Annotated in this window: 18 protein-coding genes; 14 read left to right on the plus strand and 4 right to left on the minus strand. The window is 69.3% G+C overall.

Translation table 11 applies throughout. The features are described 5' to 3' along the window. Window positions 1–78: 78 nt before the first annotated feature. Window positions 79–993, plus strand: coding sequence for a LysR family transcriptional regulator (locus ABD366_RS26570; RefSeq protein ID WP_324765815.1), 915 nt, complete (start codon window positions 79–81; stop codon window positions 991–993). 25 nt (window positions 994–1,018) lie between these two features. On the opposite strand, the gene ABD366_RS26575 is transcribed toward ABD366_RS26570, so the two are convergent. Further along, the gene (locus ABD366_RS26575) at window positions 1,019–2,653 is read right to left on the minus strand and encodes a monooxygenase (protein ID WP_324765814.1); all 1,635 of its coding nucleotides are present in this window, start codon (window positions 2,651–2,653) and stop codon (window positions 1,019–1,021) included. A 77-nt stretch (window positions 2,654–2,730) separates the two neighbouring features. Here ABD366_RS26575 and ABD366_RS26580 point away from each other — a divergent pair, with 77 nt between their 5' ends. From ABD366_RS26580 to ABD366_RS26595, 4 genes are all read left to right on the plus strand, one after another. Next, the gene (locus ABD366_RS26580) at window positions 2,731–3,402 is read left to right on the plus strand and encodes a TetR/AcrR family transcriptional regulator (RefSeq protein WP_324765813.1); all 672 of its coding nucleotides are present in this window, start codon (window positions 2,731–2,733) and stop codon (window positions 3,400–3,402) included. A 100-nt stretch (window positions 3,403–3,502) separates the two neighbouring features. Next, window positions 3,503–4,381: an alpha/beta fold hydrolase gene (locus tag ABD366_RS26585; RefSeq protein WP_324765812.1), complete on the plus strand. Its 879-nt coding sequence runs from the start codon at window positions 3,503–3,505 to the stop codon at window positions 4,379–4,381. A 53-nt stretch (window positions 4,382–4,434) separates the two neighbouring features. After that, window positions 4,435–6,489 carry an AfsR/SARP family transcriptional regulator gene (locus tag ABD366_RS26590; protein WP_324765811.1) on the plus strand — a complete coding sequence of 685 codons (2,055 nt, stop codon included), beginning with the start codon at window positions 4,435–4,437 and terminating at the stop codon, window positions 6,487–6,489. 265 nt (window positions 6,490–6,754) lie between these two features. Next, complete coding sequence (locus ABD366_RS26595) at window positions 6,755–7,786, plus strand: C40 family peptidase (protein ID WP_324765810.1); 1,032 nt, start codon at window positions 6,755–6,757, stop codon at window positions 7,784–7,786. 193 nt (window positions 7,787–7,979) lie between these two features. Here ABD366_RS26595 and ABD366_RS26600 read toward each other — a convergent pair whose 3' ends face one another. Further along, entirely contained in the window at window positions 7,980–8,144 is a 165-nt protein-coding gene (locus tag ABD366_RS26600; RefSeq protein ID WP_324765809.1) for a hypothetical protein, read from the minus strand. Between the two features lie 57 nt (window positions 8,145–8,201). Here ABD366_RS26600 and ABD366_RS26605 point away from each other — a divergent pair, with 57 nt between their 5' ends. The 3 genes from ABD366_RS26605 to ABD366_RS26615 are packed head-to-tail and all read left to right on the plus strand — an operon-like array spanning window position 8,202 to window position 10,455. Next, window positions 8,202–8,372, plus strand: a complete 171-nt coding sequence (locus ABD366_RS26605; RefSeq protein WP_324765808.1) for a hypothetical protein — start codon at window positions 8,202–8,204, stop codon at window positions 8,370–8,372. 35 nt (window positions 8,373–8,407) lie between these two features. Continuing rightward, on the plus strand, window positions 8,408–8,578 hold the full coding sequence (locus ABD366_RS26610) for a hypothetical protein (protein WP_324765807.1): 171 nt from the start codon (window positions 8,408–8,410) through the stop codon (window positions 8,576–8,578). Next, complete coding sequence (locus ABD366_RS26615; RefSeq protein ID WP_324765806.1) at window positions 8,575–10,455, plus strand: HEXXH motif domain-containing protein; 1,881 nt, start codon at window positions 8,575–8,577, stop codon at window positions 10,453–10,455. The genes ABD366_RS26610 and ABD366_RS26615 overlap by 4 nt, the downstream gene beginning before the upstream one ends. On the opposite strand, the gene ABD366_RS26620 is transcribed toward ABD366_RS26615, so the two are convergent. Continuing rightward, complete coding sequence (locus ABD366_RS26620; RefSeq protein ID WP_324765805.1) at window positions 10,425–11,336, minus strand: hypothetical protein; 912 nt, start codon at window positions 11,334–11,336, stop codon at window positions 10,425–10,427. The two genes, ABD366_RS26615 and ABD366_RS26620, sit on opposite strands and share 31 nt — an antisense overlap. Before the next feature lie 397 nt (window positions 11,337–11,733). Between ABD366_RS26620 and ABD366_RS26625 the strand changes: the two genes are divergently transcribed. Both ABD366_RS26625 and ABD366_RS26630 read left to right on the plus strand, forming a co-directional pair. Beyond that, window positions 11,734–12,318 (plus strand): dihydrofolate reductase family protein, encoded by a 585-nt coding sequence (locus ABD366_RS26625; RefSeq protein ID WP_324765804.1) that lies wholly within the window; start codon window positions 11,734–11,736, stop codon window positions 12,316–12,318. After that, complete coding sequence (locus ABD366_RS26630; RefSeq protein WP_324765803.1) at window positions 12,315–12,728, plus strand: VOC family protein; 414 nt, start codon at window positions 12,315–12,317, stop codon at window positions 12,726–12,728. The genes ABD366_RS26625 and ABD366_RS26630 overlap by 4 nt, the downstream gene beginning before the upstream one ends. A gap of 15 nt (window positions 12,729–12,743) precedes the next feature. Here ABD366_RS26630 and ABD366_RS26635 read toward each other — a convergent pair whose 3' ends face one another. Then, window positions 12,744–14,702 carry an NAD-binding protein gene (locus ABD366_RS26635; protein WP_324765802.1) on the minus strand — a complete coding sequence of 653 codons (1,959 nt, stop codon included), beginning with the start codon at window positions 14,700–14,702 and terminating at the stop codon, window positions 12,744–12,746. Window positions 14,703–15,081: 379 nt separating this feature from the next. Here ABD366_RS26635 and ABD366_RS26640 point away from each other — a divergent pair, with 379 nt between their 5' ends. From ABD366_RS26640 to ABD366_RS26655, 4 genes are all read left to right on the plus strand, one after another. Beyond that, window positions 15,082–16,050 (plus strand): AraC-like ligand-binding domain-containing protein, encoded by a 969-nt coding sequence (locus ABD366_RS26640; RefSeq protein WP_324765801.1) that lies wholly within the window; start codon window positions 15,082–15,084, stop codon window positions 16,048–16,050. Between the two features lie 119 nt (window positions 16,051–16,169). After that, window positions 16,170–16,529: a hypothetical protein gene (locus ABD366_RS26645; RefSeq protein ID WP_324765800.1), complete on the plus strand. Its 360-nt coding sequence runs from the start codon at window positions 16,170–16,172 to the stop codon at window positions 16,527–16,529. 78 nt (window positions 16,530–16,607) lie between these two features. Beyond that, window positions 16,608–17,132 (plus strand): SMI1/KNR4 family protein, encoded by a 525-nt coding sequence (locus ABD366_RS26650; RefSeq protein ID WP_324765799.1) that lies wholly within the window; start codon window positions 16,608–16,610, stop codon window positions 17,130–17,132. A gap of 100 nt (window positions 17,133–17,232) precedes the next feature. Then, window positions 17,233–17,580 (plus strand): hypothetical protein, encoded by a 348-nt coding sequence (locus ABD366_RS26655; RefSeq protein WP_324765798.1) that lies wholly within the window; start codon window positions 17,233–17,235, stop codon window positions 17,578–17,580. Window positions 17,581–17,652 lie beyond the last annotated feature (72 nt).

A 17,652-nucleotide genomic window follows, 5' to 3' on the forward strand; every position in this document is an offset into this window, starting at 1 on the left:
GTCCTGCCCCGCACCTCGAAGGTAGGCCGCGCCATGATTAACAACAAGTGCATGCTTGTCACTTGTAGAGTTACTCCCATGCAACTGGATCTGAACCTGCTCACCGCTCTCGACGCGCTACTGGAAGAGGGCAGCGTCGCCGGTGCCGCAGCCCGCCTCCACGTGACCGCACCGGCGATGAGCCGCTCCCTCGGCCGCATCCGCAAGGCGACCGGTGACCAGATCCTGGTCCGCACAGGCCGCAGCATGGTCCCCACCAGCCGCGCCCTGGCCATGCGCGCCGAGGTCCACGCGCTCGTGCAGCAGGCCCACCACCTTCTGTCCGCGCAGCAGGAACTCGACCTGTCGGCGCTGGACCGGGTGTTCACCGTGCGCTGGCACGACGCCCTGACCGCGGCCTGCGGCACCGCCCTGACCACGGCCGTCCACCGACAGGCGCCCGGCGTGCGACTGCGCCTGTCCGCCGAACCCGGCGCGGACGACGCCGAGTTGCGCCGAGGCGAGGTCGATCTGGAATCCAGCTCCAGTCGGCCGACGCTCCCCGACATCCGCCATCGCCTCGTCGGCAGTGACAGGCTGGTCGTCGCCGTCCGCCCGGGACACCCGCTCGTCGAGGGCCGGCTGAGCCCGGAGCGTTACGCGGCCGCCGAGCACCTCACCATTTCGCGTCGGGGAAATCTGCGCGACCCGATCGACGACGCCCTGACCACGCGCGGTCTCGAACGACGCGTCGTCGCCGCCGGGCCCACCGCCGCCTTCGCGCTCCAACTCGCCCTGAAGACCGACCTGGTGGTCACCCTCCCCGACGCGGTCACCCGCGCGGCCCGGGACCGGCTCGGCCTTGTCACGCTGGCGTTGCCGCTCCCGTTGCCCGAGGTCTCGTTGTATCTGCTGTGGCACCAGCGCTATGACGACGACCGCGCCCACAGCTGGCTGCGCGACCTGGCCGCCGAAACCGTCCAGGCACTGTTCGCACCGACCCGCCCCGCATGAGCGGCATCGCATGTCGACCCGGTACTCACACGGGTGTGACTTCCGTGGGACGTCCGGCCCAAGCGGTCAGGGCCTGGACGCGCTCGGCCCGGCGGACGTCCGCGTCGACGGCCTGCGTGGCCCACGCGATATGGCCGTCGGGGCGCACCAGGATCTCCGACACTCCGCGCAGTTCATCGCGGTCCTCGTGTGCCGCAGGGTTCGCGGCGTTCGCGACGGTGAGGCGTGCGGCCCAGCCCTCGACCGGCTGCGTCGACTGCGCTCGCTCGCCGTTGTGCCCCGCAAGGTTGTGCCCCACCAGGTCGATCAGAACGAAGTGTCCGGCGGCGAGGAGTTCGTATACGCGGGTGTTCTCCGCGTCCGCTGTGCTCAGTCCGATGTCCGGCATCCGTCGGCCCACCAAGGGGTGTGTGCCTTCCAACGGGGAGGCGTACGCCGTGCTCAGCGCGGAGACACGGCCGGCGAGAAGCCGGTTGACTTCCTGGATGCCGAGCAACTCGTCGAACAGGGTGCGCAAAGCCGTCCCAGGACGCTGGTACTGGGGGACGAGAGCGAGTTCGGCGAGGAGCAACTGCACCTCGGTGTCCTGGGTGACCGCCTGACCGACGGGACGTCGTTCGTCTTCGTAGCTGTCCAGCAGGCCGGCGGGGGCCCAGCCGTTGACCACGGCGGCGAGCTTCCAGCCGAGATTCATGGCGTCCTGCAGTCCGGTGTTCAGCCCTTGCCCGGCTGCCGGGAAATGGATGTGGGCGGCGTCTCCGGCCACCAGGACGCGCCCGCTGCGGTAACGGTCGGCCAGGCGGGTCGTGTTGCCGAAGCGTGAGAGCCACCGCGGTTCGGCTACGCCGCAGTCGTGACCACAGATGCGGCTCAGGGAGGACCGGAACTCCTCCAGTGTCACGGGCTCGGCAGCAGGGGTTCGCATGCGCTCCGGATCGATGTAGACGAAGCGGGTGAGTCCGGCCTCCAACGGCACGGCCAGGACGCCGTTCGCCCTCGCCGCGTCGAGAACCTCGGGCGAGGCGTCGGTCACCGCGAAGTCGCCGAGCACGCCGGTGAGCGTCTCGTCGGTCCCGGAGAATCCGATGGTGGCTGCCTGGCGCACGACGCTGCGGCCACCGTCGCATCCGACGACGTACCGCGCCCGGCATGTGACGGCCTGCCCGTCGCTGTCGCGGAGGTCGACCGAAACGCCCGTGTCGTCCTGCGTGAGCCCCAGGACCTCGTGCCCGCGGTCGATCCGCACACCCAGTTCGCGAGCCCGTTCTTCGAGTAGGGCTTCTGTACGCGCCTGAGCCAGGAACAGCGTGTGGCCGTGCCGGCTGTCCAGCGCACTGAAGTCGAGGCGGGTGGGCAGATTGGCGTAGTGCCAGCCCGGCACGGTCCTGCCCGACGACAGGAAACGCGACGCGAGACCCCGCATGTCCATCAGCTCCAGGCTGCGTGGATGCAGCGTCAGGGCCCGGGAGTTCTGCGTGGCCTCCGCGCGGCGCTCCACGATGCGCACCTGGACACCGGCCAGGGCGAGTTCACACCCGAGCATCAGGCCGGTCGGCCCGGCGCCGACGACGATCACATCCGGTTCTGTGACCTCGTCGGCGACTTCGTAGGTGCCTGTGTCCGTGACTTCGTCCGTGACTGTGTCCCTGGCTGTGTCCATAGCTGTGTCCCTTGTCTGGCGAGCGGGCTAATTAGTGAACAGCGTTCACGTGAACGCTGTTCACTATAGTCAGAGCCATGACCTCTTCGTCAACGCCGGGCCGAGGCCGCCCCGCACGCCTGGACCGCGCCGGAACCGTCGACACCGCCCTGGAGCTGTTGGACGAACTCGGCCTCGACGCGCTCACGATGCGCCGACTGGCCGACAGGCTGGGCGTCCAGGCCGGGGCGCTCTACCGCCACTTCACGACCAAGCAGGATCTGCTCACGGCCATGGCTGAACGCATGCTCGGTGACATCCGCACCCCACCCGGGGCGCCGGCCGACTGGGCGGGACATCTGCGCGCGCTCGCCCGGGCGATGCGCCGGGCGCTCCTGGCCCGCCGTGACGGAGCCCGGGTCTTCGGCGGCACCCACTCGGTAGGCCCTCACACGCTGGGTTTCGCCGAATCCGTCCTCGGTGTGCTCCGTGAGGCAGGTTTCACGGACGAAGACGCCGCCCGCACATGTATGACCTTGGTCAACTTCACCCTCGGCCACACACTCGAGGAACAGGCTGCCTCCGCACCGTCCGAGGGCGGCTCACCAGTGGATGCGGACCGTCTGCGGAACGCGGTACTGGCCGGCCCGTACCCGCACCTCACGGCTGCCATGCCCGTGCTCACCAGCACGGACTTCGACGCCCACTTCGCATTCGCCCTGGACATCCAGATCGCCGGGCTACGTCATCTGCGCTCCCACGCCGAATGATCGCGCGCTGCTGATTCGCTGCTCATTCGTGTCCCGCACCGTGGTTCTCGTCAGTCACCGGACTGACCGCAGAGGCAAGCAAGAACAAGAGGTACCTGTCATGACACTCGATGTCCCTGGCTTCGAGTACACCCGGCTGCCGGGCGCGGACGGCGTCGAACTGAACGTCGCGGTCGGAGGCAGCGGCAGCCCCGTCGTGCTGTTGCACGGCTTTCCGCAGACCCACCTGATGTGGCGGCATGTCGTGCGGCAACTGGTCGCCGAGCACACGGTGATCCTCCCCGACCTGCGGGGATACGGTGCGAGTGACAAGCCGCAGGCCATCGATGAGCACGTCTACTCCAAGCGCACCATGGCCGCCGACATCGTCTCGGTCGCCGCACGGCTCGGCCACGAGCAGTTCGCGCTGGTCGGCCACGACCGTGGCGCGCTCGTCGCCTTCCGGGCGGGCCTCGACCACCCCGAGACCCTCACGCACCTGGGGATCCTGGACGTCGTACCGACACTGGACATGTGGAACGTGCTGCGGGGCCGCTCCGCGGCGGTCGGCTACCACCTGTTCCTCATGGCGCAGCCTGCGGGCCTGCCGGAGACGATGATCTCCAACAGCGCGGACGCGTTCTTCGGCTCGTTCCTCGACGCGTGGGCGAAGGACCCGGCGGCGATCCCGGAGGCGGTGCGTGCCGAGTACCTGCGGGCGAGCGGCGGTGCGGTGGACTCGATCGTCGCGGACTACCGTGCTTCGGCCGGTATCGATGTGACCCATGACCAGGCGGACTTCGACGCGGGCTCGCGGTTCGCGATGCCTGTCACCGTGATACAGCAGGACTGGGGCTCACAGCTCGGCTACGACGCTGCACAAGTGTGGCGGGCATGGGCCCCTGACCTGGACCACCGTCTGACCCGAGCGGGTCACTTCATGGCCGAGGAAGCACCCGACGAGGTCGCCGAGGCCATCCGGGACCTGCTGGCCCGCTGAGAGCCTGTGAAATGACCCGGAAGGGCGTCGTTCGGAAGGGATGAGCAAGCAGCATGCGGATCGATGTGCTCGGCGCGGTGCAGGCATGGCACGACGACGGCCGGCCGATCAACCTCGGCGGACCACGCCACCGGGAGGTCCTGGGCCGCCTCGTCGCCGCCCAGGGCCGCATGGTCACCACCGACACCCTGATCGACGACCTGTGGGACGAACCTCCGGCCGGCGCCGTCGGCGCACTGCGCACCTTCGTCGCCGCGCTGCGCCGGGCCATCGAACCGGACCGGCCGCCGCGCACACCGCCACGGGTGCTGGTCACCTCGGGCACCGGGTATCTGCTGCGGCTGCCACGCCGAGCCGTCGACGTCCACCGCTTCCGGGACGCCCTCGCCGCAGCCCGCAGCTCTCCCGACAAGGCGGGGGGCCTCGGCGAGGCGCTCGCCTGGTGGCGCGGACCGGCCTACGCCGACCTTCCCGACTCCGCGTGGGTCGAGCAGGAACGCCGTCAGCTGGAGGAACTGCGCTTGCAAAGCGTGGAGTTGAGGGCGGATGCCTTTCTGGCGTCGGATGCCTTTCTGGCGTCGGATGCCCGTCTGGTGTCGGATGCCCGTCTGGTGTCGGGCACCCATCCGCAGACAGGCACCTTTCTCGCGTCCGGGGACGCCGCCGGCCTGGTCGCCGAACTGGGCGCACACGTCGCCGAGCACCCCTGGCGCGAGCCGGCCTGGGGTCTGCTGGCCCGGGCGCTCCACCGCGCAGGGCGCCGAGCCGAGGCCCTGGACACCCTGCGCCGGGCCCGCACGATGCTCGTGGAGCAACTCGGACTGGACCCCAGCCCGCGCATGCGACGCCTGGAGACCGACATCCTCAACGAGGGGCCCGATCTGGATCAGCCCGGAGAGCAGGACGCGGCCGGTTCGGCCGCCACGCGGACCCGGCTGGGCCCACGTACGACCGTGGAAGTGGCTCGTACCCTCGCACTGGCCGGCGGCGACGCGCTCGTCGGCTCGCGCCGGGACCGGCTGGCCGCCATCGCCGCCGCTGAACGCACGGGAGACGTCATGCTGACCGCGCGCGTCATCGGCGCCTACGACGTGCCCGCGATCTGGAGCCGTGCCGACGACCCCGATCAGTCGCGTGCCGTCGTCGCAGCGGCCGAACGCACCCTCCGTCGGATCGGCGCCGACGGCCCGGCCGCCCTGCGCGCGCGACTCCTCGCCACCGTCGCCAACGAGAGCCGCAGCGCCGACACCACCGGCACCGCCCTCGAATCCGCGCAGGCGGCCGCACACGCAGCCGAGGCCCTGGCGCGAGACCTGAAGGACCCCGCCCTGCTCGCCTTCGCGCTCAACGGCGTGTTCCTGCACTCCTTCACCCGTACGGGCCTTGCCGCTCGGCGCGACGCGATCGGCGCCGAACTCCTCACGCTGACCGGCCGCCACGAGCTGCCGGCCTTCGAGATCCTGGGCCACCTCGTACGCCTCCAGGCGGCATCCGCACTCGGTGAACTCGACGCGGCAACCGAGCACGCCGAGGCGGCGGAGACGCTCGCCGCCGCCCACGAATCCCCGCTCGTCCCCGTCCTCACCGCGTGGTTCCGGGCCCGTGTCACCGCTGCCCGCAGCGCCGAACCCGGCGGTCCGACCGCGGCTACGGCCGCTGCCGCCTACCGCGCCGCCGACCAGGACCTGGCCACAGCCGGAATGCCTGGGCTCCACCGCGGCCTGCTCCCGCTCGCCCTGCTCGGCCTCCGGCTGCTGCACGACCGCCCAGCGCCCACCGACCCCGGCCTCGACTGGGGGCCGTATCTGCCCTGGGCGGCGCCGCTGGTGCTGCTGGCACAGGACCGGGTCGGGGAAGCCCGCGACGCCCTCCGCGCAGCACCCGAACCGCCCGGCGACCACATGCAAGAAGCACTCTGGTCCCTCACCGCGCGTGCCGCGGCCGTCCTGGACGAACCCGGGATCGCGGCGCGCGCAGCGACTGCGTTGCGTGCCGCGCGAACCGAACACGCGGGCGCGGCCGGCGGCATGCTCACCCTCGGCCCCGTGGAGCGCTACCTCGCCGAGGCCGAAGCCTGCGCTCGAGGACAGGCTCCCAATTCCAGGTGAAGGGTGAGTGCGGCCAGGGGTACGGCAGACCGGACCATCGCGCAACGTAGCGTCAAAACGCCATTACCGCAGGTGAGTTGTGTGCAAAGAATGCAGGTTCGGGCAGATTTTTTCACGTCAGGCTTTGAAATAGTCACAGGAAGGTCACTAAGGTCAGGCTTCGAACCTCCGCGCGGATGATCACTCACATGGGGTGAGTGACGGTGGAGGGGCGTCGCCCATCGCGTGTTCCGTGGGCGGCTGAAAGAAGAAGGAGCTCGCCTCCGTGGCGTCCCACCGTCGACCCAAGCAGCCGAGCCGCACCCGCGTGACCGTGCTCACCGCGACCGCCGCCGCTGCCGTGGCCCTCACCTCGCAAGCCGCCAATGCGGCCCCCAAGCCCACGAAGAGCGAGGTCAAGGCGAAGGTCGACAAGCTCTACGAGGAGGCGGAGCGGGCCACCAACCAGTTCGACGGGGCCAAGGAGAAGCAGGAGAAGCTGGAGAAGGAGATCGGCCGGCTCCAGGGCAAGGTCGCCCGCGAGCAGGAGGAGCTCAATGAACTGCGCGCAGGCATCGGCGCGATGGCCAGCGAGCAGTACCGCTCCGGCGGCATCGACCCCTCGGTCCAGCTCTTCCTCTCCGCCGACCCGGACGACTACCTCGACAAGGCGTCCACACTCGACTCCCTCTCCGCGCAGCAGATCGAGTCGCTGAAGAAGGTCCAGGCGAAGCAGCGCACCCTCGCCCAGGAGCGCGCCGAGGCCTCGGAGAAGCTCAAGGATCTCGCCGACACCCGCACCGAACTCGGCAAGAAGAAGAAGGAGATCCAGGGCAAGCTCAGCAAGGCGCAGAAGCTGCTGAACTCCCTGACCGCCGCCGAGCGCCAGTCCATCGCCGACGAGGAGGAGCGCGCCAGCCGCTCCTCCGCGGGCCGCGTCGACCTCGGCAACGAGGTGGCCGCCTCCCAGTTCGGTGCTTCCGCCCTGAGCGCGGCCGCCACCCAGATCGGCAAGCCGTATCTCCGCGGCGGTACGGGCCCCAACTCCTACGACTGCTCGGGCCTCACCCAGTGGGCGTACGGGCAGGCCGGGGTCCAGATATCCCGGGTCACGTACACGCAGGTCAACGAGGGAAGCCGGATCGGCATGAGTGCACTCAAGCCCGGTGACCTGGTCTTCTTCAACAACACCGAACATGTCGGCCTCTACGCCGGCAACGGCCAGGTCCTGCACGCGCCGTACCCCGGGGCCTCGGTGCGCTACGAGTCGATGAGCACGATCGGCAGCTTCCAGTTCGGCGTCCGCGTCGCAGGCTGATCGCGCCCGCCGCTGACCCGCGTACCAGGAGCACCCGCAAGCGCCCTCGCTCAGGTGGAGTTGCGTCCCGGACTCGCAGTTTCAGTTGGCAGGCTGAACTTGCTGATCGGGCGTGGCTCGACCGGCTGGACCCCGCGGCCTGTGGGGGTGTCCCGGCCCGTGTCGCCGTCCTCCTCCCGTTCCTCGACGACATTCACATCGGCAACGGTGCTGCCGCTGCCGCCGGAGAAATGATCGGCGTCATCGGCCCTTCGAGGCGATTTCGTCGATCGATCTGATGGTCCACGTTGACCGCGGAAAGCCTGAATCGGCTCCAGGCGCCGCCGCCGGGCTGTTGGACCTGCTTCGCTGGGGTCATACTCGGATACTGAGCCCACCGTCGCACGCAACTCGCCCGCACAGGACGGAGATTGCCTTGGATACCGAACTGCTCGACCTGACCTCAGCCACCATCACGGACCTGAGCGGCGAGCTCGGGGAAGCGATGACTGCCGCCGTACGCTGGGCGGTCGAACAGTGCGACAACTCGCCATCGCTGCGCGCCAGCGGTGGCAACCCCGGAGGGGGCGCCCAACGCCTTGGCTGAGGGCCCGACGACACATCCACGACAGGAGGATCAACGTGCCCGAATCGCCGATGCCCGATGTCACCGCCATGACTTTCGGTGAGCTCCTCGACTCGGACGACAGCATGCTGCGGAATGCTGTGGCTTGGATCGGTGCCGAGGCGGACAAGTCTTTGCCCATCTCCGCGGGGGGAGATGATGGCGGCGGCGCGGAGCGGGTCGGGTGACTCCCCCGAGGCTCACCCACCATCGGGTCGCATGGAGCACGGTCGACGACATCGCGCGTGGAACAGCGGACCTTGACACCGTCCGGGAGATTCGAAACGCCGAGCGCAGCCGATCCCTGCTCCTGCTGCGGGCGATCCGTGACGAAGCCCTCTCGAATCCTGCGGCGGCCGGTCCCCTGCCTCCTCCGGACCTGGCCTGGCAAGTTCTGGAGGAGGTGCAGCGGACCGCACCCGCCGTCTTCGAAGAGGTGCTGTCGTATCCGTATGTCGCAGGCTGGGCCGGTTTCACCCTGCGCCACTTGCGGCGCGGACATTCGACCGATCCCGAGCCGGCGTGGGCCCACCTGGGACACCTTTACGGTATCGCCGCAGCAGCAGGCCTTCGTGCAGGCGTCGACCTGGATCTACCGGTTCCCGTGCGCAGGGGAGTGGTGTCCCTGCCGACCCTGGGAGCGGCCCGCGTCTTCGACGGAAGCACGGACCCCTGTTCCGTGGCCCGCATCCGGTCTTCCGGCTCTTCTGCATCCGGGGTCGAGATCGAGGCCGCGGATCTCGCGCTGGAGCTACCGGCGGATGTCACCCAAGACGGCCCGAACTGGCAGGCTCTGCGCAGCTTCGCCTTCCGCCAGGGGCCGCACGTCCTGTCCCTGCGACTTGACGACCTCGACCCTTATCGCGGCCTGTACGAGTCACTGGATCCGCATCGCCTGGACGATGCCGAAGCCTCCGCCTGGCATAAGCTGCTCGACGGGGCCTGGCAGGTGATCTGCCGTTGTCTGCCCGAGCGGGCGGACACCATGAGCGCCGCCTTGGATGTCCTCGCTCCCTACCCTTTCACCAGCCGTTTCCCACTGGTCAGCGCTTCCAGTGGAGAGGCTTTCGGAGGAGTCGTCGTGGCCCGGCCCGACGCTCCCGAAGATCTCGCTGAGACACTTGTGCACGAATTCCAGCACATCCTTCTGGGAGGCCTACTCCGGTTGGTCCCGTTGCTACGGCAGGACAAGTCGGCATCGAAGATCGAGGGTGGGTTCTACTACGCTCCGTGGCGTGACGACCCCCGCCCGGCAGCTGGACTGCTGCAGGGAATTTGTGCTTTTTCCGGTGTAACCGAACTATGGCGGGCCGCATCGCTGCGTGAGGGCGACCCAGTCAAACTTCGGGCGGAGTTCGGGTACAGCAGGTGGCAGACCCCGACGCGTGAGGCGGTGCATGCCCTGAGGGCCGATGCGGATCTGACCGAAGCCGGCCGGCGCCTCATCGGCCGGATCGGGCAACGCCTGGCCGACTTCGAAACCGGAGCACAGGGGCACCACCCGGCTGCGTCGATGGTTGCTGCCGATCACCGGGCAGGTTGGCGGCTGCGGTACCTGCGTCCAGATCCCGCAGCCGTCGCCGCCCTGGCCTGGCATTGGCAGGATGCGTCGGACAGCGGGACCAGGTACCGGTGCGGCGAAACCCTGGGTTCGGAGCCCGACGGCCCTTGGTCCTCGGCCCGCGCCGACCTCCTGCAGCGTGCGGCTCAGGCGGACCGATTCCCCGACATCAGGGCGTCAGTAGCCCTGACCGGCGCCACGCCTGCCGATCGGGCTCTTGCCGAAGGCCGTCATGGCGAGGCCCTGGACGGCTACCGTGACGAGTTGCGCGAAGATCCTGACCGTCCTGCTGCCTGGACCGGCTTCGCACTGGCCTGGGCGGCTCTCGAGGCCGGACCTGGCCCTGCGTTGCTGATGGAACGGCCGCAGTTGGTGCGGGCTGTCCACCGGTTGCTGCGTGCGGGGACACAGACACCGCAGCCCGACACCCTCGCCACCTGGCTGGCCACCCGCCTCGAACCGGGGGACGGGCCTCAGGGGAGTCCCCGCACCGGTATGGCGTAGCGGTACCCCAGCTTGGCTTGCTCGGTCCGCCATCGCACACCGTCGGTGGCCTGGCAGTAGCGTGACTGGAGTTGTGATTCCGGAGCGTCCGGCATCTCCATGCCCAATTGTTGCGCCTCGACCCGGGTGTGCGCGTACGGAGAAAAGGACACCCTCAGACCGTCGTATCCGGTGATCGTCACTTCGAGATGATCCGTCACATACGAGACATCGGTGTAGCACTTCTCTTCATGGCCGATGAAGCTAAATGCGTTGAGCAGTTCCAGTTCGACGATGAAGGAGCAGCGCCTCCGGCCCGTGTCCAGGGAAACCGGCACCCGTACGGCACCGGACTCGACCAACCGACCGTCCAGCGTCGCCGCGTCGGCAGGAATCTTGCGCTCCCGACGGATGAAGGCGATGGACGGATCGGCGTCCACCCCGTCCACACAGACACGGCGTACAGAGATGCTCGTCCAGGAGGGTTGGTCCTGCGGAACCTCCGCGATCATGGGGAAGGAGATCCACGGAACGACGTCGGCGTCCGGTGCTTCCACGTCGCAGGAGATCTTCAGTGTCGCGTTACCGTCACCCGCGATCACGAAACTGTCGTGTCGGCGACGAAACCGGATGAGGCGGGGCACGTACGCTTCCAGATCGCGCAAGTGCGCCAACTCGTGCGTGCTTTTGCGGATGCTGTCTGCCACCAGCCATCCGGCGACCAGGGCCGTGGCGAGGGAAGCCGCGATCAACAGCCACGTCAGGACCAGGAACAGGGCAGCCTGCGACGCACTGGACCGCAGGCCGACCAGTGTTCCTGCGATCGTGAGCACCAGCGACACCATCGCCGAGACGAACGCGGCGAAGGCCGCACTTACTCCGCCGCTCTGATGTTGCTCCACGTACACACTCCCCGGACATCGCGCGACCCAACTGGACCGATGCCCAGATTCCGGCGCCAATAGGCAGAATAGGCTGAATCTGGATCAGGTGACACATGGCCGGCAGACAAAGGCAGCGATTCTCAACTGCCGTACGGAGAAGGCGAGGTGAGCTACGTGGCGCTTGGCCGAGGCAGCGTTGCGAACGCCCTGCCGAAGTCCGCCCTGCTCCGTATCCCCGCCGAGACCGCAATGGATCCATGGGGCATGGCCCCTGCCTCCTCGGCCTGGGAGCCGGGCCGGCGGGTCGGGCCGATGAGTTTGCCCGTCTCCTGAAGTCTCCCCTGTGACAAGCCCGCCCTGTCGGCGGATCGCGACCGCCGGAGCCCGGTGTCATGGAGGAGAGAGGGAAGCCGTGATGAATCACCCCATTCGGTTGTACATGTCGATGTCGCTCGACGGCTTTGTCGCCGGCCCGGACGACCGTCCGGGGCAGGAGCTCGGACGCGACGGTGGGCGCCTCTTCAACTGGCTCGACGACCGGGAGTCCGACGGTCCGAGCGGCCAGGTCTACCGTGAAGCGCTGGCGACCGGCGCGGTGATCTCAGGCCGTCGGACCTTCGAGCTCGCCGGGCGCTGGCAGGGCGACCACCACGACGGGGTGTCGATCTTCGTACTCACCCACCAGGTGGATGACGGGGACGTGCCACCCGGCCACGCGCGTTTCGTCACCGATGTCGAGGACTGCGCCCGCCGGGCTCGCGCAGCCGCAGGGGACCGGCCGGTCATGGTCCACGGGGCGGGGGCGGCCCAGGCGCTCATCCGAGCCGGGCAGCTGGACGAGATGGAGATCCACCTGGTTCCCGTCCTCCTCGGGGACGGTCGACGGCTGTTCGACCACCTGGGCAGCGATCACATCGAACTCGACCTCGTCCGAAGGCTCGAGGACCGGGACGTCACACATCTGCGCTACCGGGTGCATCGATCCGGGAAGGCCGCGTGAAGACGCTCTTCGCGGCCTACCGCGTCACTGACCTGGACCGCTCGCTCGGTTTCTACACCGCTCTGGGCTACGCCGTACTGGGCAGGGTCGAGGGCGGCGACGGGACGCGACTCGTGATCCTCAAGTTCCCCGACGAACCCGCGGCCTCGCTCGAACTGGTCCACCGCCCCGGCGCCGGACCGGTCGACGTGGGCAGCGGCTTCGACCACCTCGCGATCCAGGTGGAGAAGCTCGCCGGCACCATGGCGACGCTGACCGAAGCCGGCCTGAGTCCCGGACCCCTCCAGCACCCGGGCGGCCCCCACGGCCCGAAGACGCCGGGGCTCACCGACCCTGACGGCTACCGGATCGAGTTGGTGGAGTGGCCGTCCGGACATCCCGACGGCATGACCGCAGCCGACTTCGACTGAGCGGGCAGGCCGGGGTCAAGGTCCGGTGGGGTGCGGTACGCGGCCGAGGAGTTCGGCGAGGCCCTGGCGGGTGGTGGCGACGACGACACGGTCCTGGGGGCGCAGGACGTAGCCGGGAGGGAGGTTCCAGACCAGCCCGGTGGTGTGTGTGCCGGCGTCGTCGTACGCGGGGGTCGCCGCGAGGTCCGGGCGTCGGTCCGCGGGGGAGGCGGAGTCCAGGGCGAGGACGCGCCAGTGGCCGGGACGGAAGGATTCGGCGATGGTGCGGCCCTCCAGGCGCGGATGCCCGGCGACTTCGAGGGCGGCGAAGAGCAGGACGCTGCGTTCCACGGGTATGGCGCCGAGGATCTGGCGGCCCATCATGGCGCCTGCGAAGGCGGGCGCGGCGAGGGTGGAGACACTGCGGCTGCGGGTGAGGGCGCGGGGGTGAGCGGCGCGCAGGGTGCGGTAGACGGCGGCGGCGAACGCATCGTCGTAGAGGCGGAGCACCACGCGCAGGTTCGGCTTGAGGGCTCGGGCGGACAGGGCCGCCTCGAGGTTGGTGGCGTCGATGCTGGTCAGCGCGAGCAGGGCGTGGGCCCGATGGACCTTGGCGGCCTCCAGTACGCCGTCGTCGGTGACGTCGCCGATGACGGTCGGTACGCGCAGGCGGCGGGCGAGCGGGACCCCGCGTGCGTCCGGGTCCTCCTCGATGCAGACGACGGGGATGTCGAGTTCGCGCAGGCGGGTCAGGACGCGGGAGCCGATCTTGCCGAGGCCGAGCAGCACGATGTGGCCGGACAGGCCGCGCGGCGGTCGGCGCAGTGTGGCGGTGGTGCGGAAGGTGCCGAGGGCTTCGAGGACGGCGGCCAGCAGCACCGGCAGCAGCAGCAACCCGGCGACCCCGGTGAGGAGTTGGAGGACCTTGCGGGCCGTGGGTTCGCCGATCGCGGGGTCGTCGATGGCGAACAGGTCGAGCAGGGTCAGGTAGCCGGCGTGCAGGGGATGGATGTCGTCGCCGGTGGCCCAGGTGGCGATGGCGAGACCGAGAACGCTGACGGCCAGGCCGAACAGGGACCAGCGCAGCCGGCGTGAGAAGAGGGAACCCAGCGGCATGCCGCGGGCTTTGTTGCCGCGGGACGACCCGGTGGTCGCGGCCGGCGCGACGGCCTGCAGGACGATCGTGCCGCGGCCTGCGGCGCTCTCGACGGCGCGCTCGTCGGGCAGGAGCAGGGGGCTGTCACCGCCGTCGGTCTCCGAACTGTCGGATCCGGCGGGGTCGTTGGTGGTGGTGGAGAGCAGGGCGAGGGTGGCCAGGCCGGGGTCGGCCGTCTCACCGTGCCGGGGTGGCGTGCGTTCCACGGCGCGCAGAAGCAGTCCGTCGGCCTGGACGACCTTGCTGGTGCCCGCGATGGCCGTGGCGGCGAGGGCGGGAGCGGCGGTGTCGGCGTCGGACAGGACGGTGGTGGAGGTGTCCCGGGCGGCCGGGTCCAGGCCGGGGGAGGAGAGGGCGGCGGCCTGGTCGAGGAGAGCGGCGAGGTGCTGGCCGAGGCTGCGGTTGTACAGGCGGATGACCAACCGGAGCCGCGGGTTGAGGCGGCGCGCGGTGAGTGCGGCACGGATGTTGGTCTCGTCGTCGTCATGGACGAGGGCGAGTGCGCTGGCGTCGGCCACGCCTGCTTCGGCGAGTGCTTGTTCGTCGAGCACCGCAGCTTGTAAGACGTGCATCGGGTCGTTCGCGGCGTTCGGCTCCGTGCCGGGGGCGCGGTTGAGGAGGGCCTGGACACGGCTGAGCAGGGTGGCGGAACGAACGTGCGCCCGCGCCGCCGGTCCGGACGTCTCGTCTCCGGGTCCGGCCGGGAGGACGACGGTGACCCGCTCGGCGTAGACGGTGCGCAGCTCCGCGGCGAGACGTTCGGCCAGCGCGTCGTCACCGCACACGATCATGTGGCGCCGGGACGCGGGCCGTTGGGGCTGATGGGGCAGGGTGTCCATGGGATAAGTCAAGCGGACCGCAGGGGACGTCGTGACGGCAGGGCCGAGGGGTGTCCGGAGCGTCCGGAGCGTCTGGTGCGTCCCGTGCCTCCTGTGAGTCCCGTGCGTCCCGTGCGTCCGGAGCTCCCGGTGCATGCATCGACGACGATGCGCGTCGGCATCACCATCCGTTCCGACCTCCCTGCGCCACCTCCTCGCCGACGCCCGCCACCGCAGCGGCGCCCCAACGGCAGCGGCGCCCTGACCGCAGCGGCGCTCCGACCGCCGCGGAGGTGCTGTGCGTGGAGCGTGTGCATGTCGAAGCTGTTGCACGGCGCGAGGGATCTCCTACACACTGACGGCGGGAAACATCCGTGTCGGCGGACGAAGGATTTGCCTCATGAGCCCGGTCCTTGACACCGCGTTCGTACCGCCGAGGGACCGGGAAGAAGTGGTCCGGCACGCCGTGTGGGACTCCCTCGTGGCGGTCGACATCGACCACGGTCCTGCCGCCGAGGACATCTCCGTCCGCATCGGGCTCGGCGCGGTCGGGCCGCTCAGGTTCTGTTCCGCGCGGGCCTCCGCGGTCACCGTCCGCCGGACGCGGCAACTGGCCCGGGTGGACGAGGAACCGGCTGTCTTCCTCGGCCTCCAGGTGACGGGCACCAGCCTGGTAGTGCAGAACGGCCGCGAGTGCGCGCTGGGGCCGGGTGAGCTGGCCGTCTACGAGTCGATCTCCCCCTACACCCTGCTCTTCGACGAGGGAGTCGACCACCACTTCCTGCGCTTCCCCCGCGCGCTGCTCGCGCTCCCCGACCGGCTGTTACGGGAGACCAGCACGGTCACCCTGGGGTCCGACAACCCCCTGGTGGACCTGGCCTTCACCTACTTCTCCCAACTGTCCGTCAGCGACCGCTTGCAGGACAGCACGCACGGCGACGCCATCGTGGAACCCAGCGTCGAACTGCTCCGCGCCGTCCTGACGTCCCAGCACGGCAACTCCAGCCTGACCAGGGGGCCGTTGGAGGCCACGCTCAGCCTGCGGATCACGCACTACATCCGGCAGCACCTCGCCGAACCGGATCTGTCGGCGGCACGGATAGCCGCCGCCCACGACATCTCCGTACGGCACCTCTACGCGGTGCTCTCCCGCTCGGGCATCAGCCTCGGAGACTGGATCCGTACGCGCCGCCTGGCCGAGTGCAGACGAGAGCTGGCCGGGCCGAACGGGGGGCGGCGCACCATCGCGGCGATAGGACGCAGCTGGGGCTTCGTCGACGCGACCCACTTCAGCAAGGCGTTCAAACGGGCCTACGCCATCACCCCTCGGGACTGGCGAGAACAGAATCGCCCCCGCTCCTCCGCGTAACGCCGACGTACGCGCCGTGCCGTGCCGTAATCCGGGACGGGGACAGACGTGCCCTCGCGCCGGGAGCGTGCCAGAACAAAGTGGTTGAGGGGGGCCGATCGGCGCGGCACACTCGCCCGATGAGCCACAGCACAACGCCGGGCACGTGGGACGGACCCTGGTACCGCGTCCACACAGAGTGGTTCGAGGCCGCGTTCCTTCCGAACGCCGGCGAGGACTTGGAGTCCGTGGCCGACGTCGACGTCTTCGTGGACCTCAAGGACGGCTCCCGTTGGAGCGCGACCATCATCACCCTGGCCCAGGTCGAGATCATCATGAACCGATGGGCCGCCGGCGGGGAGGCCCTCGCAGGCCGCTACTTCCGGTGCTCGGACGGGCTCATCGTCCGTGACGCCGGCATCGGCAACATGACCCAGGTCCTCACCGGTCTGATCGAGAACGGCGAGTTCACCCAGATCCTTCAACGCCTCGACGACTGACACCCGCTCAGCCCGCACATCTCATCCCGGAAAGATCAGTAGGGGACGAGCTCACGGCTGAGCCGTAGGCTGCCCGTCGTGGCGCGATTCGATGAGGTCATGGCAACGTTCTGGGCTGACGGTGATCTCGGAGTCCAGCCGCCTCTGACGGACGAGACGGTAGGAGAAGCCGAGCGCGTGCTCGGTGTGACGCTGCCCTCGGCCCTGACCGACCTCCTGTGGGTTCAGAACGGCGGCATCGTGGCTGACGAGCACGGTGCGTTCCCCACCGGTCAGCCGACCTCGTGGAGCGAAGGCCACGTGCCCTTCGATGCCCTGATGGGCATCGGGCCGAGCGGGCAGACGCCGTCGTTGCTGGACACCCCCTACTTGGTCACAGAGTGGGGGCTGCCGTCGTCGATCGTGCTTCTTTCTGGCGACGGGCACTACTGGATCGGTCTCGACTACCGAGGTTGCGGCCCGGACGGCGACCCGTCAGTCACCTGGTTCGACACCGATCTCGACACTGATCTGACACTGGCCGGCGTCTTCAAGACGTTCGTGGAGAAGCTCACCGCGGGCAGAGCCTTCGACCTCGGCCCCGATGACGCCGTATCGGGTTGACGTCGGCCCGTGGGCAGACGGTCAGGGGCGCGCCGCCGTGAGAAGTGAGGCAGGTGGACGTGAAGGTGGTCGACTCGGCAGCGTCCGGCATGATCTCTTCATGCTGGTGTTGAAGAGTGGCCCGGTTGTGCTGTCGAAGCGGCCGACGAAGCCGATGATCGGTGCGAGGGTGGGCGACCTCAGACGGGATGGGGCGCTGGTCCTTGAGCGGGTGGAGGAGGAGTCGGGCGACTGGTACGTCCAGGTATGGCTGCGCGAGGACAACACGTATCAGCTGGAATACCGCGACGGTGTTCCGTCCGAGCACTACCAGACCCGGACCATCTCCCGCGAGAAGGCTGCGGAAGCGATGATGGGTTGGATGAAGCGCGATCCGGCCTGGAAGGACGCCTTCCACTGGATCAACATCGGCTCGATGTTCAAAGGCGACTACCAGGGCGACTGCTGACCAGACGCGCGCGGGCCGGTCGGCTTCGGCGCGACGGGAGTATTCGGTGGCAGGGCACGGCCCCTGGCTGAG

Source organism: Streptomyces kunmingensis (genome assembly GCF_039533535.1).
GTDB lineage: Bacteria > Actinomycetota > Actinomycetes > Streptomycetales > Streptomycetaceae > Streptomyces > Streptomyces kunmingensis.

Bases quoted from the DNA above. Each gene is read 5' to 3' on its own strand.
- ABD366_RS26570 (WP_324765815.1), top strand. From the start codon at position 79: ATGCAACTGGATCTGAACCTGCTCACCGCTCTCGACGCGCTACTGGAA.
- ABD366_RS26575 (WP_324765814.1), bottom strand. From the start codon at position 2,653: ATGGACACAGCCAGGGACACAGTCACGGACGAAGTCACGGACACAGGC.
- ABD366_RS26580 (WP_324765813.1), top strand. From the start codon at position 2,731: ATGACCTCTTCGTCAACGCCGGGCCGAGGCCGCCCCGCACGCCTGGAC.
- ABD366_RS26585 (WP_324765812.1), top strand. From the start codon at position 3,503: ATGACACTCGATGTCCCTGGCTTCGAGTACACCCGGCTGCCGGGCGCG.
- ABD366_RS26590 (WP_324765811.1), top strand. From the start codon at position 4,435: ATGCGGATCGATGTGCTCGGCGCGGTGCAGGCATGGCACGACGACGGC.
- ABD366_RS26600 (WP_324765809.1), bottom strand. From the start codon at position 8,144: ATGACCCCAGCGAAGCAGGTCCAACAGCCCGGCGGCGGCGCCTGGAGC.
- ABD366_RS26625 (WP_324765804.1), top strand. From the start codon at position 11,734: ATGAATCACCCCATTCGGTTGTACATGTCGATGTCGCTCGACGGCTTT.
- ABD366_RS26635 (WP_324765802.1), bottom strand. From the start codon at position 14,702: ATGGACACCCTGCCCCATCAGCCCCAACGGCCCGCGTCCCGGCGCCAC.
- ABD366_RS26640 (WP_324765801.1), top strand. From the start codon at position 15,082: ATGAGCCCGGTCCTTGACACCGCGTTCGTACCGCCGAGGGACCGGGAA.
- ABD366_RS26645 (WP_324765800.1), top strand. From the start codon at position 16,170: ATGAGCCACAGCACAACGCCGGGCACGTGGGACGGACCCTGGTACCGC.
- ABD366_RS26655 (WP_324765798.1), top strand. From the start codon at position 17,233: ATGCTGGTGTTGAAGAGTGGCCCGGTTGTGCTGTCGAAGCGGCCGACG.